The 17,130-nt window shown below is 63.4% G+C and carries 15 protein-coding genes and 1 riboswitch; of the genes, 12 read left to right on the forward strand and 3 right to left on the reverse strand.

Annotation, left to right across the window (positions count from 1 at the left end):
• Positions 1 to 52 precede the first annotated feature (52 nt).
• From VE009_RS22370 to VE009_RS22390, 6 genes are all read left to right on the forward strand, one after another.
• Complete coding sequence (locus VE009_RS22370; RefSeq protein ID WP_325011523.1) at positions 53 to 1,426, forward strand: DUF2252 domain-containing protein; 1,374 nt, start codon at positions 53 to 55, stop codon at positions 1,424 to 1,426.
• Positions 1,427 to 1,620: 194 nt separating this feature from the next.
• The gene (locus VE009_RS27295) at positions 1,621 to 1,782 is read left to right on the forward strand and encodes a hypothetical protein (protein ID WP_414694923.1); all 162 of its coding nucleotides are present in this window, start codon (positions 1,621 to 1,623) and stop codon (positions 1,780 to 1,782) included.
• Positions 1,767 to 3,020 (forward strand): threonine ammonia-lyase IlvA, encoded by a 1,254-nt coding sequence (gene ilvA / locus VE009_RS22375; RefSeq protein ID WP_325011524.1) that lies wholly within the window; start codon positions 1,767 to 1,769, stop codon positions 3,018 to 3,020. The genes VE009_RS27295 and ilvA overlap by 16 nt, the downstream gene beginning before the upstream one ends.
• Positions 3,021 to 3,114: 94 nt before the next feature.
• A complete protein-coding gene (locus VE009_RS22380) occupies positions 3,115 to 4,563 on the forward strand; it encodes an ABC transporter substrate-binding protein (RefSeq protein ID WP_325011525.1) in 1,449 nt (482 codons plus the stop codon).
• A 524-nt stretch (positions 4,564 to 5,087) separates the two neighbouring features.
• Entirely contained in the window at positions 5,088 to 5,867 is a 780-nt protein-coding gene (locus VE009_RS22385; RefSeq protein WP_325011526.1) for a DUF2087 domain-containing protein, read from the forward strand.
• Positions 5,860 to 6,228 (forward strand): GIY-YIG nuclease family protein, encoded by a 369-nt coding sequence (locus tag VE009_RS22390; protein WP_325011527.1) that lies wholly within the window; start codon positions 5,860 to 5,862, stop codon positions 6,226 to 6,228. Before VE009_RS22385 ends, VE009_RS22390 begins: the two co-directional genes overlap by 8 nt.
• A 54-nt stretch (positions 6,229 to 6,282) precedes the next feature.
• Here the strand turns inward: VE009_RS22390 and gcvPB are convergent, their stop codons facing one another.
• Genes gcvPB through gcvT form a run of 3 tightly spaced genes read right to left on the reverse strand, consistent with a single transcriptional unit; the run spans position 6,283 to position 10,334 of the window.
• The gene (gene gcvPB, locus VE009_RS22395) at positions 6,283 to 7,773 is read right to left on the reverse strand and encodes an aminomethyl-transferring glycine dehydrogenase subunit GcvPB (RefSeq protein ID WP_325011528.1); all 1,491 of its coding nucleotides are present in this window, start codon (positions 7,771 to 7,773) and stop codon (positions 6,283 to 6,285) included.
• Positions 7,770 to 9,155 (reverse strand): aminomethyl-transferring glycine dehydrogenase subunit GcvPA, encoded by a 1,386-nt coding sequence (gene gcvPA, locus VE009_RS22400; protein ID WP_325011529.1) that lies wholly within the window; start codon positions 9,153 to 9,155, stop codon positions 7,770 to 7,772. Before gcvPA ends, gcvPB begins: the two co-directional genes overlap by 4 nt.
• 33 nt (positions 9,156 to 9,188) lie before the next feature.
• Positions 9,189 to 10,334, reverse strand: coding sequence for a glycine cleavage system aminomethyltransferase GcvT (gcvT, locus tag VE009_RS22405; RefSeq protein ID WP_325012138.1), 1,146 nt, complete (start codon positions 10,332 to 10,334; stop codon positions 9,189 to 9,191).
• 215 nt (positions 10,335 to 10,549) lie between these two features.
• Positions 10,550 to 10,679: riboswitch (glycine riboswitch) on the reverse strand.
• A 244-nt stretch (positions 10,680 to 10,923) separates the two neighbouring features.
• Here gcvT and VE009_RS22410 point away from each other — a divergent pair.
• From VE009_RS22410 to VE009_RS22435, 6 genes are all read left to right on the forward strand, one after another.
• Positions 10,924 to 11,454 carry a mismatch-specific DNA-glycosylase gene (locus tag VE009_RS22410; protein ID WP_325012140.1) on the forward strand — a complete coding sequence of 177 codons (531 nt, stop codon included), beginning with the start codon at positions 10,924 to 10,926 and terminating at the stop codon, positions 11,452 to 11,454.
• Positions 11,455 to 11,564: 110 nt separating this feature from the next.
• Positions 11,565 to 13,841, forward strand: a complete 2,277-nt coding sequence (gene helD, locus VE009_RS22415) for an RNA polymerase recycling motor HelD (RefSeq protein ID WP_325011530.1) — start codon at positions 11,565 to 11,567, stop codon at positions 13,839 to 13,841.
• 87 nt (positions 13,842 to 13,928) lie between these two features.
• Positions 13,929 to 14,192, forward strand: coding sequence for a hypothetical protein (locus VE009_RS22420; protein ID WP_325011531.1), 264 nt, complete (start codon positions 13,929 to 13,931; stop codon positions 14,190 to 14,192).
• 110 nt (positions 14,193 to 14,302) lie between these two features.
• Complete coding sequence (locus tag VE009_RS22425) at positions 14,303 to 14,692, forward strand: hypothetical protein (protein WP_325011532.1); 390 nt, start codon at positions 14,303 to 14,305, stop codon at positions 14,690 to 14,692.
• A gap of 17 nt (positions 14,693 to 14,709) precedes the next feature.
• Positions 14,710 to 15,669, forward strand: a complete 960-nt coding sequence (locus VE009_RS22430; protein ID WP_325011533.1) for an aminoglycoside phosphotransferase family protein — start codon at positions 14,710 to 14,712, stop codon at positions 15,667 to 15,669.
• Positions 15,670 to 15,729: 60 nt separating this feature from the next.
• Positions 15,730 to 16,983: a DUF445 domain-containing protein gene (locus tag VE009_RS22435; RefSeq protein WP_325011534.1), complete on the forward strand. Its 1,254-nt coding sequence runs from the start codon at positions 15,730 to 15,732 to the stop codon at positions 16,981 to 16,983.
• The last annotated feature ends 147 nt before the right edge of the window (positions 16,984 to 17,130 follow it).

Genomic DNA, 17,130 nt, shown 5'->3' on the forward strand with positions numbered 1-17,130 from the left:
CCTCGACGCCAAGGTACAATCGATTGTAAACAGTAAGAGAGAGGGGAAGGGCATGAACCGTTACCATCCGGAACGCATCCGCCGCATGCGGCGCGATATTCGCGCTCAAATCGTCGAGGCGATTTTGGACGATTTCGACGGCGCGCTGATGGAGCTTCCATCCGAGGACCGCGCGGTCAAATACGCGAAAATGCGGGAAAGCGCCTTCCGTTTTTTCCGCGGCAGCGCGTATTTGTTTTATTTCGACGTCGCGCACATTCCTTTCCCGTACCATACGCCGATGGATAAGCCGACGTGGATTCAAGGCGACCTTCACTTCGAAAATTTCGGCGCCTTCCAAAGCCGCGACGGGCGCATCGTTTACGACATCAACGATTTCGACGAAGGATATCTCGGCTCGTATTTGTACGATTTGCTTCGCATGAGCGTCAGCGTCGCACTCGTATGCGAATCGCTCGGTTACGACGACGAGCTGACCGCGGAAGCGATCGAATCGTATTTGAAGGCGTATTATAAGCAGATCCGGCGCTTCTCGGAGCGCAAGGACGATATGGTCGCCATGCGGTTCGCGTCCGACAACACGGCCGGGCCGATCCGTAAGCTGCTGCGCAAGCTGGAGAAGAAGCGCCGCAGCGAGTTTCTCGACGAGGTGACGGAACGCACCGAGTCCGCGATTCGACGCTTCGTTCAATCCAGCGAGCTTGCGCCGGCGGAGCCGGAGGAGCGCTCTCGCCTGCACGCGGCGTGGGACGGCTACGTCGCGACGCTGGATCCGTCGGCGAAACGGGAGGCGGCGTTCTACGCCGTGAAGGACGTCGCGGTGAAGCACGGCTCCGGCACGGCGTCGCTCGGACTCGATCGATATTACGTGCTGATCGAAGGTCACCGGGATCCGGCGGCCGGGGATGACATCATTCTCGAGGTCAAAGAGGTGCGCGCGCCGGTGCCGGCGTACTTCGTGCCGTATCATGAACGGTTCTGGGCGCTGTACGAGCACCACGGCCAGCGCGTCGCGGCCACGCAGCGGGCGATGCAGCACGAGGCCGACCCGTTCCTCGGCTGGCTGACGATCGACGACCGCCATTTTTACGTCCGCGAACGGTCGCCGTTCAAGAAACGGCTGAAAGCGGACAAAATCGGCGCGCACGACGATTTGATCACGACGCTGAAGCAGATGGGCCGCATCACCGCGAAAATTCATTCCCGCGCCGACAACGATTTGCGGGAAGGCGAAGGCATCATCGACTATCATGCGGAGCACGAAATTTGGGCCGCCATGGGGTCGGATCCGAACGCGTTCGCGGCGACGATCGCCGCGTGGTCGATCGGCTACCGGTCGCAGGTGCATGAAGATTACGACATTTTCAAGGAATTGTCGGCGCGGCGTTATCCGGAGGTAGTCCAGACGGAAGCGCCCCCCTTATGAGGATTGAAAATTCGCGCAACGAACGGGAGCGGTACGGTTGATCGGATGCTAGAGAGCCGCGGGATGGTGCAGCGAGGGCGTCCGGCGAGCCCGTCGTCTCATGATAGTGGAGACGGCGGGCTTTTGCGTTCAATCCATCGATCGCCGGCCGCAACGCGTTGTAGCTCGAAGCGGGTATCCATCTGGACGGCCTCTTGAAAAATTGGAACGCGTATGAAATTATGAATCCAGAAGCGCTCGGCATGGCTCGGTTCATGATCGTGTTCGGCAGCCGCCGACAACGAACGACGCGCTTCGCGATCCCGAAATACCATACTAAGATTGTAGGTGCTGAACCCCAGTGGACGCTTCCCTAATCACCATCGAAGAGATATTGATCGCGCACACCCGCATGAAGGACCAAGTCGTGGAGACGCCGCTGCAGCGCAACGCGGTGCTCTCCCAACGTTTCGAGTGCAACGTGTACTTGAAGCGCGAAGACCTGCAGGTCGTGCGATCGTTTAAAATTCGCGGCGCCTACAACTTCATTCGCGGGCTGCCGGAGGACGTCGCCGCCCGCGGCGTCGTCTGCGCGAGCGCCGGCAACCACGCGCAGGGCGTCGCATATTCGTGCAGCGCGCTCGGCATTCCCGGCGCGATCTTCATGCCGGCGACGACGCCGAAGCAAAAAATATCGCAGGTCGAACGGTTCGGCGGCGGCCAAGTGATGATCCGCCTCGTCGGCGACACGTTCGACGACGCGCTGGCGGAAGCGAACCGGTACGCGGCGGAGAGGAATATGACGTTCGTCCACCCGTTCGATCATCCGGCGATCATCGCCGGGCAGGGCACCGTCGCCGCCGAAATTCTCGGCGCCGCGACGGAGCCGATCGATTACTTGTTCGTCGGCGTCGGCGGCGGCGGACTCGCCGCGGGCGTCGCGTCGTACGTGAAACGGCTCAGCCCTTCGACGCGCATCGTCGGCGTCGAAGCGGCCGGAGCCCCGACGATGCGGACGGCGTTCGACCGCGGCGAGATCGTGTCGCTCGAGGAGATCGACCGGTTCGTCGACGGCGCCGCCGTCAAGCGGGCGGGCGAGCTGACGTACGACATTTGCCGCCGTCTGCTCGACGATATGATCGTGGTGCCCGAAGGCAAGGTGTGCACGACGATTCTGGAGCTGTACAACGAGAACGCGATCGTCGTCGAGCCGGCCGGCGCCCTGCCGGTGTCCGCGCTGGATGCGTTCCGGGACGACATTCGCGGCAAGACGGTCGTGTGCGTCATCAGCGGCGGGAACAACGACATCGAGCGGATGCAGGAAATTAAAGAGCGGTCGCTGTTGTACGAAGGGCTGAAGCATTACTTCGTCGTCAATTTCCCGCAGCGCGCCGGCGCTCTTCGGGAGTTCCTCGACGGCGTGCTCGGTCCCGACGACGACATCACGCGATTCGAGTATACGAAGAAAAGCAGCAAGGAGAACGGGCCCGCGCTCGTCGGCATCGAGCTGAAATCGCCGGCCGATTACGAGCCGCTGATCGCCCGTATGCGGGATAAGGGCATCTCGTTCATCGCGCTGAAGGACCATCCGGATTTGTTCCAGCTGCTCGTTTGACGAAAAAACACAAAAAACGGGAAACTTTTCCACCTGTCGACTCGTCTGTGTTATGGGATGCATGTCCTAAAAGATGGGTCGGGAGGAAGAAAGGTTGAAACGGATTTGGAGGCGGAAAGCCGGCGCCGCGGCGTCCTTGGCGCTGGCGGTATTGACGGCGTGCTCGTTCGGGAGCGAAACGGAGGAAACATCGGCGGAACCGGCGGTCATCAAAGCGATGTACTGGGACGAATCGGCATTTTACCAGCATTTCGGCAACTTGTTTTTGCTGCAGCATCCGAACGTCGAGCTCGAAGTCGTGTCGACGCAGTCCATTTACCAGCAGGGGCAAGATCCGATTAAAGGGTTGAAGGAGCTGGTCGCGAAGGAGCAGCCGGATGTACTGCTGTTGAACGATTACAACTTCGGCTCCTTCCGGGAAGACGGGCTGCTGTACGAGCTCGACGCGCTGGTCGCACAGGACGAGGAGTGGCTGGAAGGCATCCTGCCCGCGGCGATCGACCATTTGCGCTCGTTGGGCGACGGCAAGCTGTACGGTCTCGCGCCGAGTTTTTCGAGCCAAGCGCTGTTTTACAACAAGAAGCTGTTCGAGCAGCACGGCGTACCGCTGCCGACGGACGGCATGACGTGGGACGAGCTGGTCGCGCTCGCCGAACGGTTTCCGACGGACGGCGGCGACAGCGAGCGGGTATACGGCCTGGATGCGTTCCGCGGAAATGCGAGCATCTGGAACATGTTTCAATTCGGCTCCGCGGAAGGGTTGATCTATCTCGATCCGGACTCGAAGAAGATTACCCTTCATACCGATTCCTGGAAGCAGGTCGCGGAACGGGTAAAGCGCATCGCGACGTCGGAGGCCGTGTTCAAGCAGGATTCGGAAAATCCGGATTTCGGCGGCTCTTACGAGGAGTTTTTGCGGCGCGATCTGTTTTTGACGGGCCGCATCGCGATGCGGCCTGATTATGCGTACTATGTCAACCAGTTGAAGGAAGCGGCCCAGCGGTTGGAAGAAGCCAAAGAGCTCGATTGGGACGTCGTGACGGTGCCCGCGGCCCCGAACGCGCCGAACGGTTCGACATCGTTCCAACTGCAGGACATTTTCGCGATCAATGCTCAATCGACGAACGTCGAGGCCGCGTGGGAATTCGTTAAATTCATCCATTCCGACGATTTCGCAAGGGTGACTGCGCGCGCGCCCGTGTTCGGCGGACTGCCGACGCGCGTCGAGTACATCCGCAACGACGAGGGCAAAAACTTGGAGGCGTTCTACGCCTCCGCGTCGAGTTCGTCGGCGTCGAGTGGGCCGGATTTCAGCCGCCTCCCGGAATCGTTCAACGCGAACTTCTTCGGGATCGCGGATAAGCACTGGCAGGCGTTCCTGCAAGACGAGCTGACGGCTGAGGAGATGCTTAGCCAAATTGAAACCGAGGCCCAGGCGATGCTGGACCAAGCGGTCGAGCAAGAGGCCGCCGGGGAACCAGGGTCGGGGGATGCCGCGGATGAAGCTCCGCAGGAGGCGGCGCAAGAGGCGGTACAAGAGTAAGGCGTTGGATGAGTTTGAAATGTAACGGTAATGACCGTCTCCGGAACCGGGGGCGGTCGTTTTTTTGTGTAGTGCTGGAGTTTGGCGGAGCGGCGGTCGGTCGGGTGCTGTGTTATGGGTAGTGGGGTGGCAAAAGAAGCGAGGGGTGTTCCCATAACAAGCAACCAAGCTACCCATAATGGGCCGAAGGCGGGAGCGGCGGGCGGTCGGGTGCTGTGTTATGGGTAGTGGGGTAGCAAAAGAAGCGAGGGGTGTTCCCATAACTAATAACCAAGCTACCCAAAATGGGCCGAAGGCGGGAGCGGCGGGCGGTTGGGTGCTGTGTTAAGGAGTTCTGTCGGATGATCCCCGGCGGCCAAAGTTTCGGGCGAAAAGGTCCGGCACCGGAAAACGAGGGACAAACAATACATGGAGTAGTTTGTGAATTCCCCAACAAAATAAAAATATGTTGCAGAATAACGACATTCCAGCTAAAATGTTGGTATAAGAACAAACGATATTCGAAAATGTTGGGATGTGACCACATGGATGTGGATCAACTGTTTTGGGAAGCGTCGCCGGAGGAGCTAAAGCGGGGCTACAAGACGGAGGCGGCGGAGAACGTGCATCGGTGCCTGGTGTGCGGCGAAACGGCGGAGTTCGGTCGCGTCTATCCGGTCGGCGATCGCTGGTACGACGCCGAGGCGTACATGCGCTCGCATATCGCGGCGGCGCACGAGTCGATGTTTACTTACTTGCTCGGTCTCGATAAGAAATGGACGGGGCTGACGGACGCGCAGCGGGAGGTGCTGCGCATGTTTTACGATGGCCGGAGCGACGCGGACATCGCCAGCGCGACCGGCAGCAAGCCGGCGACGGTGCGGTACCACCGGTTCCATCTGCGCGAGAAGGAAAAGCAGGCGAAGGTGTTCGTCGCGCTGATGGCGCTGCTCGACGAAAAGCCGAAGCCGAGTGCAGGGCGGGAATTCGTCCCGATTCATCGGACGGCGACCGCCGTCGACGAACGGTACGCGATGACGGAAGCGGAAAACGAAAAGGTGCTTGCGACGTACTTCCCGTACGGCTTAGAAGGCCCGCTGCGCGAGTTTCCGTCGAAGGAGAAGCGGAAAATCGCGGTGCTGCGCCACCTGCTGAAGCGCTTCGAGCGCAATCGGACGTACACGGAGAAGGAAGTGAACGCGGTGCTGAAGGAAGCGTACGCGGACTTCGTAACGCTGCGCAGGTATATGATCGAGTACGGCTTCATGGATCGCCGGGACGACGGCAGCGAATATTGGGTGAAGGGAGAAGTCGTACATGGATAAAGCGCGGAAAAAGGAGCTCGCGAACGAGTATGTATTGGCTCGTCGGCCGGCGGGTGTCTACCGGATGGTGCATGTCGAAAGCGGAAAATCGTACGTCGGGTCGACGCCGGATTTGCCGGCGATGGAGAACCGTCTGCCGTTCGAGCTGAACCTCGGCACGAGCACGAAGAAGGCGCTGCTGGCGGATTGGCGAAAGTATGGAGCGGACGCGTTCCGATTCGAGGTGTTGGAAACGTTCAAGCCGCCGGAGGACGGCAGCTACAATCTCGTCAAGGAGCTTGAACGGATGGAGGCCGCGTGGCTGGAACGGCTTCAGCCGTACGAAGATAAAGGTTACAATCGGCGCGCTCGCGACGAATAAAAGGCCGCTTGCGAAAAGAATCGTCTTGGCGATTCCGCAAGCGGCCTTCCCCGTTTACGGTCCGCAGGCGCAGTTGAGCACCGGTTTTCGAGCCGCCGTCGCCTCGTCGAGCCGCCGCACCGCCGTCGTGTACGGAGCGCCTCGCACGAGCTCCGGGTTCGTTCTCGCTTCTTCGACGATCGCGAGCAGCGTGTCGGCGAACGCGTCGAGCGTTTCCTTGCTTTCCGTCTCGGTCGGTTCGATCATTAAGCACTCTTCTACGTTCAGAGGGAAGTAAATCGTCGGCGGATGATAGCCGAAATCGAGCAGCCGCTTCGCGAGATCGAGCGTCCGGACGCCGTGCGTCTTCAGTGATTTGCCGGACAGGACGAATTCGTGCTTGCAGATGCGGTCGTACGGCACGTCGAAGGCCGGCGAGAGACGGCGGAACAAGTAATTGGCGTTCAGCACCGCCAATTCGGACACGCGCCTGAGCCCCTCCGGACCGAGCGTGCGGATGTAGGCGTACGCGCGCGCTAGGATGCCGAAGTTGCCGTAATACGGTTTCACGCGGCCGATAGACTGCGGGATGTCCTCGTTCCAATAATACGTGCCGTCCTCGCGCTTTTCCGCGATCGGCGCGGGCAGGAACGGCGCCAAATGCGCTTTGACGCCGACCGGACCCGCCCCGGGCCCGCCGCCGCCGTGCGGGGTGCTCATCGTTTTGTGCAGATTGAGGTGCACGACGTCGAAGCCCATGTCGCCCGGGCGGGCGATGCCGAGGATGGCGTTCGAGTTGGCGCCGTCATAGTACAGCTGGCCGCCGGCCTCGTGCACGATCGCGGCGATGGCCTCGATGCGCTCCTCGAACAGCCCGAGCGTATTCGGGTTCGTCAGCATGAGCGCCGCCGTGTCCGGGCCGACCGCGGCCCGCAGCGCGTCCAGGTCGACGAGACCGCGGTCGTCGGACGGGATCGTCACCGTCTCGTAGCCGGCCGCCGTCGCGCTCGCCGGGTTCGTGCCGTGAGACGAATCGGGCACGAGGACCTTCGTGCGAGTTTCGCCCCGGCTTTCGTGGTACGCCCGAATGAGCATGAGGCCGGTAAACTCGCCGTGCGCCCCTGCGGCCGGCTGGAGCGTAACGCGGTCCATGCCGGTAATTTCGGCCAGATCCCGCTGCAGCGTGTACAGCAGCTCCAGAGCGCCTTGGACGGATTCCTCCGCCTGGTACGGATGGATGCGGGCGAAGCCGGTCAGGCGCGCGACGTCTTCGTTCAGCTTCGGATTGTATTTCATCGTGCACGAGCCGAGCGGATAAAAGCCGTTGTCGACGCCGAAGTTGCGGCGGGACAGCGCCGTATAATGCCGGACGACGTCGACTTCGTACAGCTCGGGCAGCGCAGCGGGTTCGGTTCGCAAGTATGCGGCCGGAACGATCTCTTCGAGCGGAACGTCCGGCACGTCGCAGGCGGGCAGCGAATAGGCGGCGCGTCCGGGACGGCTTCGCTCGAACACGAGCGGCGTGTCGGCAGCGGCGGCCGAGCGGTCGGTGTTGGCGTGGTTCATCGCAGAATCGCCTCCAGTTCCGACGCGAACGCGTCGATCTCTTCTTTCGTGCGCCGCTCGGTGACGGCGATCAGCATGCAGCCTTCGAACGACGGATCGACGCGGCCCAAATCGAAGCCGCCGAGGTAGCCGCGTTCGAGCAGCTTCGCGTTCGCGTCGCGAATCGAAGGGGCGCCGTCCGGCAGCCGGATCGCGAACTCGTTGAAGTACGGTGCGGCGAACCGCCGCTCGACGCCCGGAATCGCCGTAAGCCGCTGCATTGCGTAATGCGCCTTGCGCATATTCAGCGCCGCGACGTCGGCAAGGCCGCGTTTGCCCATGACGGACAAGTAGATCGAGGAGCACAGCGCCAGCAGCGCCTGGTTGGAGCATATGTTGGACGTCGCCTTCTCGCGCCGAATGTGCTGCTCGCGCGCCTGCAGCGTCAGCACGAAGCCGCGCTTGCCGTCCCGGTCGACCGTTTGGCCGACGATGCGGCCGGGGATGCGGCGCATATACTCGGCGCTGACGGCGAAATAGCCGCAGGTCGGCCCGCCGAACGACGGGGCGATGCCGAGCGGTTGCGCGTCGCCGACGACGATGTCGGCGCCGAGCTTCCCCGGCGGCTGCAGCGCGCCGAGGGAGAGCGGATTGGCGCTGACGACGCACAGCGCTCCCGCGGCATGAGCGGCGGCCGCGATCGCCGCTGTATCCTCGATCGCCCCGAAGAAATTGGGCGATTGGATCATGACGGCGGCGGTGTCGGTGCGGACGGCGGCGCGCACCGCGTCGGGGTCCGTGACGCCGTTCGGCGCATCGATCCAATCGATCGCGAGGCCGAGCCCGCGCGCCGTCGTCGTCAGCACCTCGCGCGCTTCCGGATGCGCCGCTCGGGAGACGGCGAGACGGGGCCGACGCAGCGCTCCGGAGGCGAGGGCGCCCGCCTCCGCGAAAGCGGTGGCGCCGTCGTACATGCTCGCGTTCGCGACGGCGAGGCCGGTCAGTTCGCAAATGTACGATTGGAATTCGAAGATCGCCTGAAGCTCGCCCTGCGAAATTTCCGGCTGGTATGGCGTGTAGGCCGTGTAGAACTCGGACCGTCCGGCCAAATGCTGGATGACGACGGGGATATGGTGATCGTAGATGCCCGCTCCGAGAAAGCTGACCGCCCGATCGAGATCGACGTTGCGGCCGGCCAGCCGCTTCATATGCGCGAGCAGGGCGCCTTCGTCCAGCGCCTCCGAGACGGCGAGACGCCCTCGGAACCGGATCGATTCCGGAATGTCCGCGAACAGCTCCTCGATCGACGACGCGCCAATGCAGGCCAGCATCTCCCGTTCATCCTCAGGCGTTACCGGCAAATACCGATGCGGCGCCGCCGCGTTCGGCTTCGTGCGTTCCATGCGCTTCAGCTCCTTTCCGTTTTCCCGATATCGCTACTTCCGCCTCCGGTAGAACGGCGTCGGAACGACCGCCGCCTCAAGCCGCTTGCCCCGCACGTCGACGTACACGCTCGCGCCGAGCTCCGCGTACGCGGCGTCGAGCAGCGCGAGACCGACGGCCCGCTTCAATGTAGGGGACTGCGTCCCCGACGTCACTTCGCCGATGAGCCGCCCGTCCGGCGCGTCGAACACGCCGCAATGCGGCCGTGGGATGCCGCGGTCGATCATCTCGACGCCGACGAGACGGCGCGGCGGTCCGGCCTCCCGCTGGGCGAGCAGCGCGCCGCGGCCGACGAAATCGCCTTTGTCGAATTTGACGAACGCGCCGAGTCCGGCCTCGAGGGGTGAGATGGCGAGGGACAGCTCCTGTCCGTATAAGGGCAGGTTCGCTTCGAAGCGAAGCGTGTCGCGCGCGCCGAGGCCGCACGGCGCGAGGCCGTACGCCGCGCCCGCGTCCATCAGCGCCCGCCACGCGTCTGCGGCCCGCTCCGCCGGGACGTACAGCTCGAAGCCGTCCTCGCCCGTGTAGCCGGTGCGGGAGACGAGCGCCGCCGCGCCGCGGATAGCAACGTCCGCCGCGAAGCGGAACGGACGAAGCGTCGAAGGATCGAAGCCGCCCGCTCCCGCGCCCGCTCCCGCGTCCGCCTCCGCCGCCGCCCGCACGACGTCGGCCGCCGCCGGTCCTTGCACGGCGAGCAGCGCCGTCTCGGCGGACGCATCCTCGATGGCGACGTCCTCCCCGGGTCGCGTCAGCCCCCGCAGCCAATCGAGATCTTTCTCGATGTTCGCGGCGTTCACGACGAGCATATATCGTTCGTCGCCGAGCCGGTAGACGAGCAGGTCGTCGATCGTACCGCCGTCGGGCGCGCAGAGGAGGGAATACTGCGCCATGCCGACGGCCAGCTTCGCGGCGTCGTTCGTCGCCGCCCGCTGAAGGAAGGGCAGGGCGCCGCTTCCCGTAACGATCAGTTCGCCCATATGGGACACGTCGAACAAGCCGGCCCGCGTCCGCACCGCATCGTGCTCCTTCAGAATCCCTTCGAACTGCACGGGCATTTCCCAGCCGCCGAAATCGATCGTCTTCGCGCCGTGCGCGGCGTACAGCGGGAACAACGGGGTTCGCCGCAGCGGTTTCGCCATCGCCATCGAGCATCCGCCTTTCGAATATGGATTTTGAATATAAAAAAGGACACAGCGGAAGGCGTGACCGGCGCTGCCGCCGATCTGTGCCTTCGCTCTGTCCCTTGTACCTGAGAGTTGCCCCGCCTGAGCCGCTTACGCCCGGCGAGTTTCTCCTTTGGTGATCCGACGCGTTCGCGGCATCTAACCGCCGCGCCGAATGCTCTCCAGAGTCGCGTCCCGCACAGGTCCTTTTGCCTGAGAGATTCTCCCGAAACCGGGGTTACTCCTTCGGCGTCTCCGCTGGCCGCCCGCCCGATACACAGGCGGATCCGATCCCGCGGCGATCTCTCCCTATACGATCATTCGCATATATTCGATTGGGTGCCGTATACTATTATCCGGCAATTCGGCGACCTGTCAAGACGTTCCAAGGGACCGCTTGCGCGGCGAGTCATTCGATTCTACACTTACTATATCCACGAACGCCCAGGAAGGTGACGATATGACGAACTCGAAGCCGAATCCGGCGGCGGAGCCGGGCGCGAATGCCGCCTCGGAGCCGGCGCACAACTCCGTACCGACCGCGGCCCCGGACGAAGATGCGCAGCTGGCGCCGATCCCGGATCATCTCGCCGAGGGACTCGACATCGTGTTCGTCGGGTACAACCCGAGCATCCGATCCAGCAAAACGGGCCACCACTACGCGAATCCGAGCAACCGGTTCTGGCGCATTCTGCACGGCGCCGGACTGACGCCGAGGCTGTACGCTTCGCACGAAGGCGATGCGCTGCTTAGGCTCGGCTTCGGCTTCACGAACATCGTGCCGCGGCCGACCCGCACGGCGGAAGAAATTACGAAGGACGAGTACGCGGCAGGCCGCGCGGAGCTGCTGCGCAAGCTGACGGCGTATCGCCCGCGCGCCGCGTGCTTCGTCGGGAAAGGCGTGTACGAGCAGTTCGCGGGCCGCAAGACGGAAGGGTGGGGCTTCCAGCCGGACGAGCGGTCGCAGGTGCCGGGGATTCGCGAGTTCGTCGGCCCGTCGTCGAGCGGCCTCGTGCGCATGAAGCTGGAAGAGATGGTAGAGATCTATAAAGAACTGGCGCGTTGGAAACGCGATGAGCTCGGCCGCCGTCGATGACGGACGGAACCGAGCCTTGAGGCGTTCCCGCCGACCTAGGGATGAAGTTGGATTACATATTGTGGTATACGTAGAGTAACAAATAGAGAAGCGCAACGGGGGGACTGACGATGAGCTTGAACGAGGAGGAGCTGCGGCGGGAGGAACGGAAGCTGGCCGACGTGCTCCGGCGCATCGAAGAGGAAATCGAGCGGTCCGGGCGGACGGCCGGCGGCCGGAAGGAGCAGCTGGTCGGCGGCAAACGCGAGCTGTGGGAAGATCTCGTCTACGACCGGGACGACGACTGGTTCGAGGCGGCGGTGCAGCTGACGCAGCAAGCCCAAGAGCTGTCGCAGCAGGCGAGAAGCTATCGGCTGGCGCAAGGGCGGGCCGAGCATCTCGAGCGGCTGCGGTCGAACCCGTATTTCGCCCGCTTCGATTTCCGCGAAAGCGGCGCGGCCGAGGACGAGCCGATTTACCTCGGCACGATGTCGCTCGCGGACGAGGAGACGCACGAAATGATCGTCTACGATTGGCGGGCGCCGATCGCAGGCATGTACTACGACTACGGGCCGGGACCCGCCGCGTACGAAGCGCCGGACGGGACGGTTGCGGGCGAAATGACGCTGAAGCGGCAGTTCGTCATCCGCGGCGGGAAGCTGCTGGCCGCCTTCGACACCGGCGTGACGATCGGGGACGAAATGCTTCAGCGCATGCTCGGCCAGAGCGCGGACGATAAAATGAAATCGATCGTCACGACGATCCAGAAAGAGCAGAACCGGATCATCCGCGAAACGCAGCACCGGTACGTCTTCGTGCAGGGCGCGGCGGGCAGCGGCAAAACGTCGGCGGCGCTCCAGCGGGTCGCGTATCTGCTGTACAAGTACCGCAATTATTGGGAGAGCGAGCAGATCGTGCTCTTTTCGCCGAACGACGTGTTCAACGATTACGTCTCCAACGTGCTGCCGGAGCTCGGCGAGGACGCGATCCCGCAGACGACGTTCTACGACTATGTTTGGCGGCGGCTGCGCCATGTGGGCGACGTCGAGCATCCGTACGACCAGCTCGAATACGTCTTGTCGCTGCCCGCGGATCGGGAGCGAGACGCGCGGCGCGAAGGCATTCGGCTCAAATCGGAGCTGCCGTTCGCGGAGCGGCTGGACGCGTACGCGAAGTCGCTCGCAGAGAGCGGCGCCAAATTCCGGCCGCTGACGCGGAAGGACAAAATCGTCGTCGACGCCGCCGAGCTCGAGGCGATGTTTTACGGCGAATGGAAAAAGATGCGTCCGCCGCTGCGCCTCGAAGCCATGAAGGAGAAGCTGCTCGAACGGATCGGAGAGCTCGAGAAAAAGCGCGCGGTTGCGCTGTATCGGAAATGGCTCAAAGAGCCGACGTATATGGGGACGGAGCAGGAACTGAAGCGGCTCGGCCTCGCCAAAGCGAAAAAGGCGTACGAGCCCGTCCGCGAGCAGGTCGCTTCGTTCGCCTTCCTCGATATCGCCGGTACGTACCGCGCCATGCTGCGTTCGCTCGCCGAAACGTACGACGGCGCGCCGGAAGAAAAAGCGCTGTGGGCGGAAATCGCCCGAGACACAGACGAGCGGCTAAGCTCCGATGCGCCGCTGCCGTACGAAGACGCCGTGCCGATGCTCTATTTGCTCGAAGCGCTGCACGGCGCCTCCCGGATGAACCGCGTCCGCCACGTCGTCGTGGACGAGGCGCAGGATTATACGCCGCTGCAGTGGGCCTATTTGCGCCGGTTGTTCCCGAATGCGGGGCTAACCGCCGTCGGCGACGCGAACCAGGCGATCCGCGGCGTCGAGACGGAAGGCGGCGAAGGGCATATGGCGTCCGCGCGGCAGTTTCCGGCGGAGGAGACGGCGCGCATCGAGCTGACGAAAAGCTACCGCTCCACGCGCCAAATCGTCGCGTTCGCGAACGCGCTGCTGCCGGAGCCGGGCCGGATCGAGCCGTTCGAGCGCGACGGACCGCTGCCGGTCGTCGTCCGTACGACCGAGGCCGAGGCCGGCGCCGCCGCCGCGAGGCTCGTCCGAAGCCTGCAGGGCGAGGGCGTCGTCTCCATCGCCGTCATCGCCAAAACGGCCGCCGCCGCCGAGCGGGCGCATCGGGCGCTGCTCGAAGCCGGCGTCGAAGCGATGAAGCTGACGAAGGAAGCGAAGACGTTCCCGCCCGGCGCCGTGGCGCTGCCGTCGTATTTGGCGAAAGGGCTCGAATTCGACGCGGTCGTCGTCTGGGACGCCGACGCATCGACGTATGCCAAAGAGTCGGAGCGCAAGCTGCTCTACACCGTATGCACGAGGGCGCTGCACCGGCTCGCGCTGCTCGCGCAGGGGACGCCTTCCCCGCTGCTCGCCGGCGTGCCCGCCGATTCGTACAAATTCGAATAAACGTTCAAAATTTCGACACACCGCGAGACGCTTCGACAATTTATAATAAATTGTAAAGAGCCTCAAACTCACGGGGAGGGCGTTGCGGTGATCACGGCGGTAAGATGGGCGAACGATCAGCAAGAGGAGACGACTGTCGAGGAGTGGCTGGCGCTGCGCGGGGAAATTCGGAATCGGCTCGTGCAACTGAAGAAATTGACCGAGCTCGGCGTGCTCGGCGGACTCGACGATTCGCTCGAAGAAGTCAATAGAAAAATCGAAAAATACAACGAAATCGCGCCAGGCGCATTGGGCCGCAAGGCGGCGGTTACGAGAGATACGTTCATCGACCATATTCGATTTTGGGAATAATCGGGAGCCGCCGGCCGCGGCGGCTCCGGTGGAGCCGTCCGGCGTTTTGTGGTACACTCGACAAAACGCTTGGCGGCTTTTTTGTGGTTAGAAAGGGGGTTCCGCGATCGATGTATAACGATTTTTTGCAGATCAAATCGCTCGAAGGCGAACTGAAGCTGTCTCACAAAAAGCGGGAATTCGGGATCACCTTGTCTACGAAAGAGCTCGTATATCAAAAACCCCATGTCAACTACATTATCCGGCTCGACGGCATCGTCACGATTACGCCGTACGAACCTACGGAAGCTCGCGGCCGCAAGCGCGGCTGGACCGGGGTGCCGACGCACGAACTGAACGGACTCGCCATCGGCAAGGACCATTATCGCATTTATACGACCGGAGCAATCATGCATTCGCGAAGCGGACTGTTCACGCTCGGCGCGACCGAATTCGTGCTGCCGATCGCGCCTGAGATGCTCCGGGCGATCGGGCGATACAGCGGTCTGGAATCTTTTTGACGGAGGCTGGCGGGAAGATGCCGACCATCGAAGAAGCGGCGGAGACGGCGCGCGAGAGGTTCCGCTCCATGGACTTTCGGGTCCGGGAGCTGCGGAACCGCACAGGGCCGTTCGCCGCTACGTTATTCGACGTATGGGCGTCCCGGCCGAACGAGCCGGAGGCGCGTTACGTCTACAAATTGCCGCCGGAAGACCGGCGGGGCGAATTCGAGCTGCTCGCCGAGCTGGGGGACGAGCTGAAGCCGTGGCTGCCGGACGTGCTGGGGCGCTTCGACGACCCTCGGGCGATCGTCATGCGCTACGCCGGGGAGCCGCTTCTGCCGCCGGAGGCGCCCGAGCGCGCGCCGCTCGCGGAACGGCGCGCCGCGTACGGCATCGTCGCGGAGCGGCTCGCGGAGCTGCACGCGCGGACGGCGCCGGCCGTCGACGGCTGGGCGCGGGAAGGCCGCGTGCCGTCGTACGCGTACAGCAGGGAGTGGGCGGACGAGATGCTCGAAGCGGCCGGCGGACTGCTTGACGGCGGAACGGTGCGGCGCCTCGCGGCGCTGGCGGACGACTTTTACGCGGGGTATTCGGAATCGAGGATGCGCGGGCCGCGCGCGTTCACGCACGGCGACACGCATTGGGGGAACGCGCTCTGGCTGGACGGGCGGCTGACGCTCATCGACTGGGAATGGTGCCGGGCGTCGACCCCGATGCGCGACATCGCGATTCTCGTGCAGGACGAGCCCGACGACGACGTGCTGTCGCACGTCGCGGAGGAGCATGCGGAGCGGCTGCTGCGCGCCGGCGTCGGCGATGCGAAAGCCGATTTGATGTACGATTTCGCCGTCATGATGATCGACAATTCGTTCATGACGCTCGGCTGGGACGCGGCGCTGCGCCGGCGCGGCGACGTGACGGAACGCCGGTTCCAAGAAGTCGCCGCGCGGCGGATCGCGAGGATCGCATCGTTTTGGAAACAAATCGAAGGCTAGTGTATACTGCTGTCAGGCATACATAGGTACACCGAGTTGGCCATCAGGGGGAAGACAAGGGTGAAAAAGAAAGCGAGACATACCGCAACCGTATCATTGGGCGTTATGGCGGCGGGCTTCGCGGGCACGTTCGGCATCGCGCATGCGCCGTTCGGCTTCGTGCTGCAAAGCGGCTTCGAGGCGGGACTCGTCGGGGGGCTCGCGGACTGGTTCGCGGTGACGGCGCTGTTCCGGCATCCGCTGGGCATTCCGATTCCGCATACGGCGCTGCTGCCGAAAAATCGGGCGAAGGTGACGGACGCGCTCGTGAACGCCATCCAAACGAACCTGCTGCATAAAGAGAGCATCATCGCCAAAATGAAAGACGTCCGCATTGCGGATCGGCTTGCGAACGCGGCGAAGCGGTACCTCGAAGCGGAGGACGCCGGCGAACGGACGGCGAAGCTGCTTTCCGGCGCGCTCGACGCGGTGCCGCGAGACGCCCTCGCCGCGGCGCTCGCCGGCGCGGCGAAGGACGCGCTGCGCGGCATCGACGCAGGAGCGGCGCTGCAGCGTCTCGGCCGCGGGGCGGTCGAGCGCGGGTACGAGCAGCCGCTGCTCGATGCGCTGCTCGACATCGGCGAGCGGTTCGCGGCGAGCCCCGAAATGCGCCAGCGGATGGGCGCCGCGGCGCTCGGCTCGCTCAACAATCTCCAATTCGGCGGCTTTATGGGCTTTGCGGTGAACGCCTTCGCGGGCTTTATGAACGAGGACAAGCTGGGCGGCATGCTGCAAGAATTTCTGCTGACGCTGCTGAACGACATGCGCCGCCCCGGCGACGCGCATCGGACCGCTGCGCTCGACGCGCTGCGCGGCGCGCTCGAAGAGCTCGGGCGCAACGAGCGCGCGGCGGCGGAAGCCGAGCGGTGGAAGGAACGGTTTCTCGAAGGGGAGGAAACGGATCGCGTCGTCGCCGCGCTGCTGGAGCGCGCGTTCGAGGCGGTTCGCCGGCGGGCGGCCGACCCGGCTTACTGCGCGAATCGCATCGTACCGCTCGCCCGAGAAGCGCTCGAGCGGCTCGCTTCGCCGGAGCGGGTCGACGCCGCCGAGGCGTGGATCTCGGCGCAGGCGGCCCAATTCGTGGAGAACAACCACGGCGTCATCGGTCAGCTCGTGAAGGAGAACGCCGACAAGCTCGACGACAAAACGCTGATCGCCATGATGGAGGAACATGTCGGGAAAGACCTCCAGTGGATCCGCGTGAACGGGGCGGTTTGCGGCTTCGCGATCGGGATCGTGTTAGGACTCGTTCAATGGTTTGCGACAGGCGCGTAAATAAATTGGTTCCATAGACCTATGCAAAGACCGATTCTTGTCATGTCCCTGACGAGAGTCGGTTTTTATTTTCCCGGAATTCGAAAAGGTTGCAGGCCGAGGCGACTTTTTTCGCTGCAGGGACAAGAAATTAACGCGTTTGAATTG

The organism is Paenibacillus sp. (genome assembly GCF_035645195.1).
In the GTDB taxonomy this organism is placed as follows: domain Bacteria; phylum Bacillota; class Bacilli; order Paenibacillales; family YIM-B00363; genus Paenibacillus_AE.

Excerpts from the sequence above, each read along its gene's own strand:
- VE009_RS22390 (WP_325011527.1), top strand. The coding sequence starts at position 5,860 with ATGGATAAAGCGCGGAAAAAGGAGCTCGCGAACGAGTATGTATTGGCT.
- VE009_RS22425 (WP_325011532.1), top strand. The coding sequence starts at position 14,303 with ATGTATAACGATTTTTTGCAGATCAAATCGCTCGAAGGCGAACTGAAG.
- gcvPA (WP_325011529.1), bottom strand. The coding sequence starts at position 9,155 with ATGGAACGCACGAAGCCGAACGCGGCGGCGCCGCATCGGTATTTGCCG.
- VE009_RS22370 (WP_325011523.1), top strand. The coding sequence starts at position 53 with ATGAACCGTTACCATCCGGAACGCATCCGCCGCATGCGGCGCGATATT.
- gcvPB (WP_325011528.1), bottom strand. The coding sequence starts at position 7,773 with ATGAACCACGCCAACACCGACCGCTCGGCCGCCGCTGCCGACACGCCG.
- VE009_RS22385 (WP_325011526.1), top strand. The coding sequence starts at position 5,088 with ATGGATGTGGATCAACTGTTTTGGGAAGCGTCGCCGGAGGAGCTAAAG.
- VE009_RS22430 (WP_325011533.1), top strand. The coding sequence starts at position 14,710 with ATGCCGACCATCGAAGAAGCGGCGGAGACGGCGCGCGAGAGGTTCCGC.
- helD (WP_325011530.1), top strand. The coding sequence starts at position 11,565 with ATGAGCTTGAACGAGGAGGAGCTGCGGCGGGAGGAACGGAAGCTGGCC.
- gcvT (WP_325012138.1), bottom strand. The coding sequence starts at position 10,334 with ATGGCGAAACCGCTGCGGCGAACCCCGTTGTTCCCGCTGTACGCCGCG.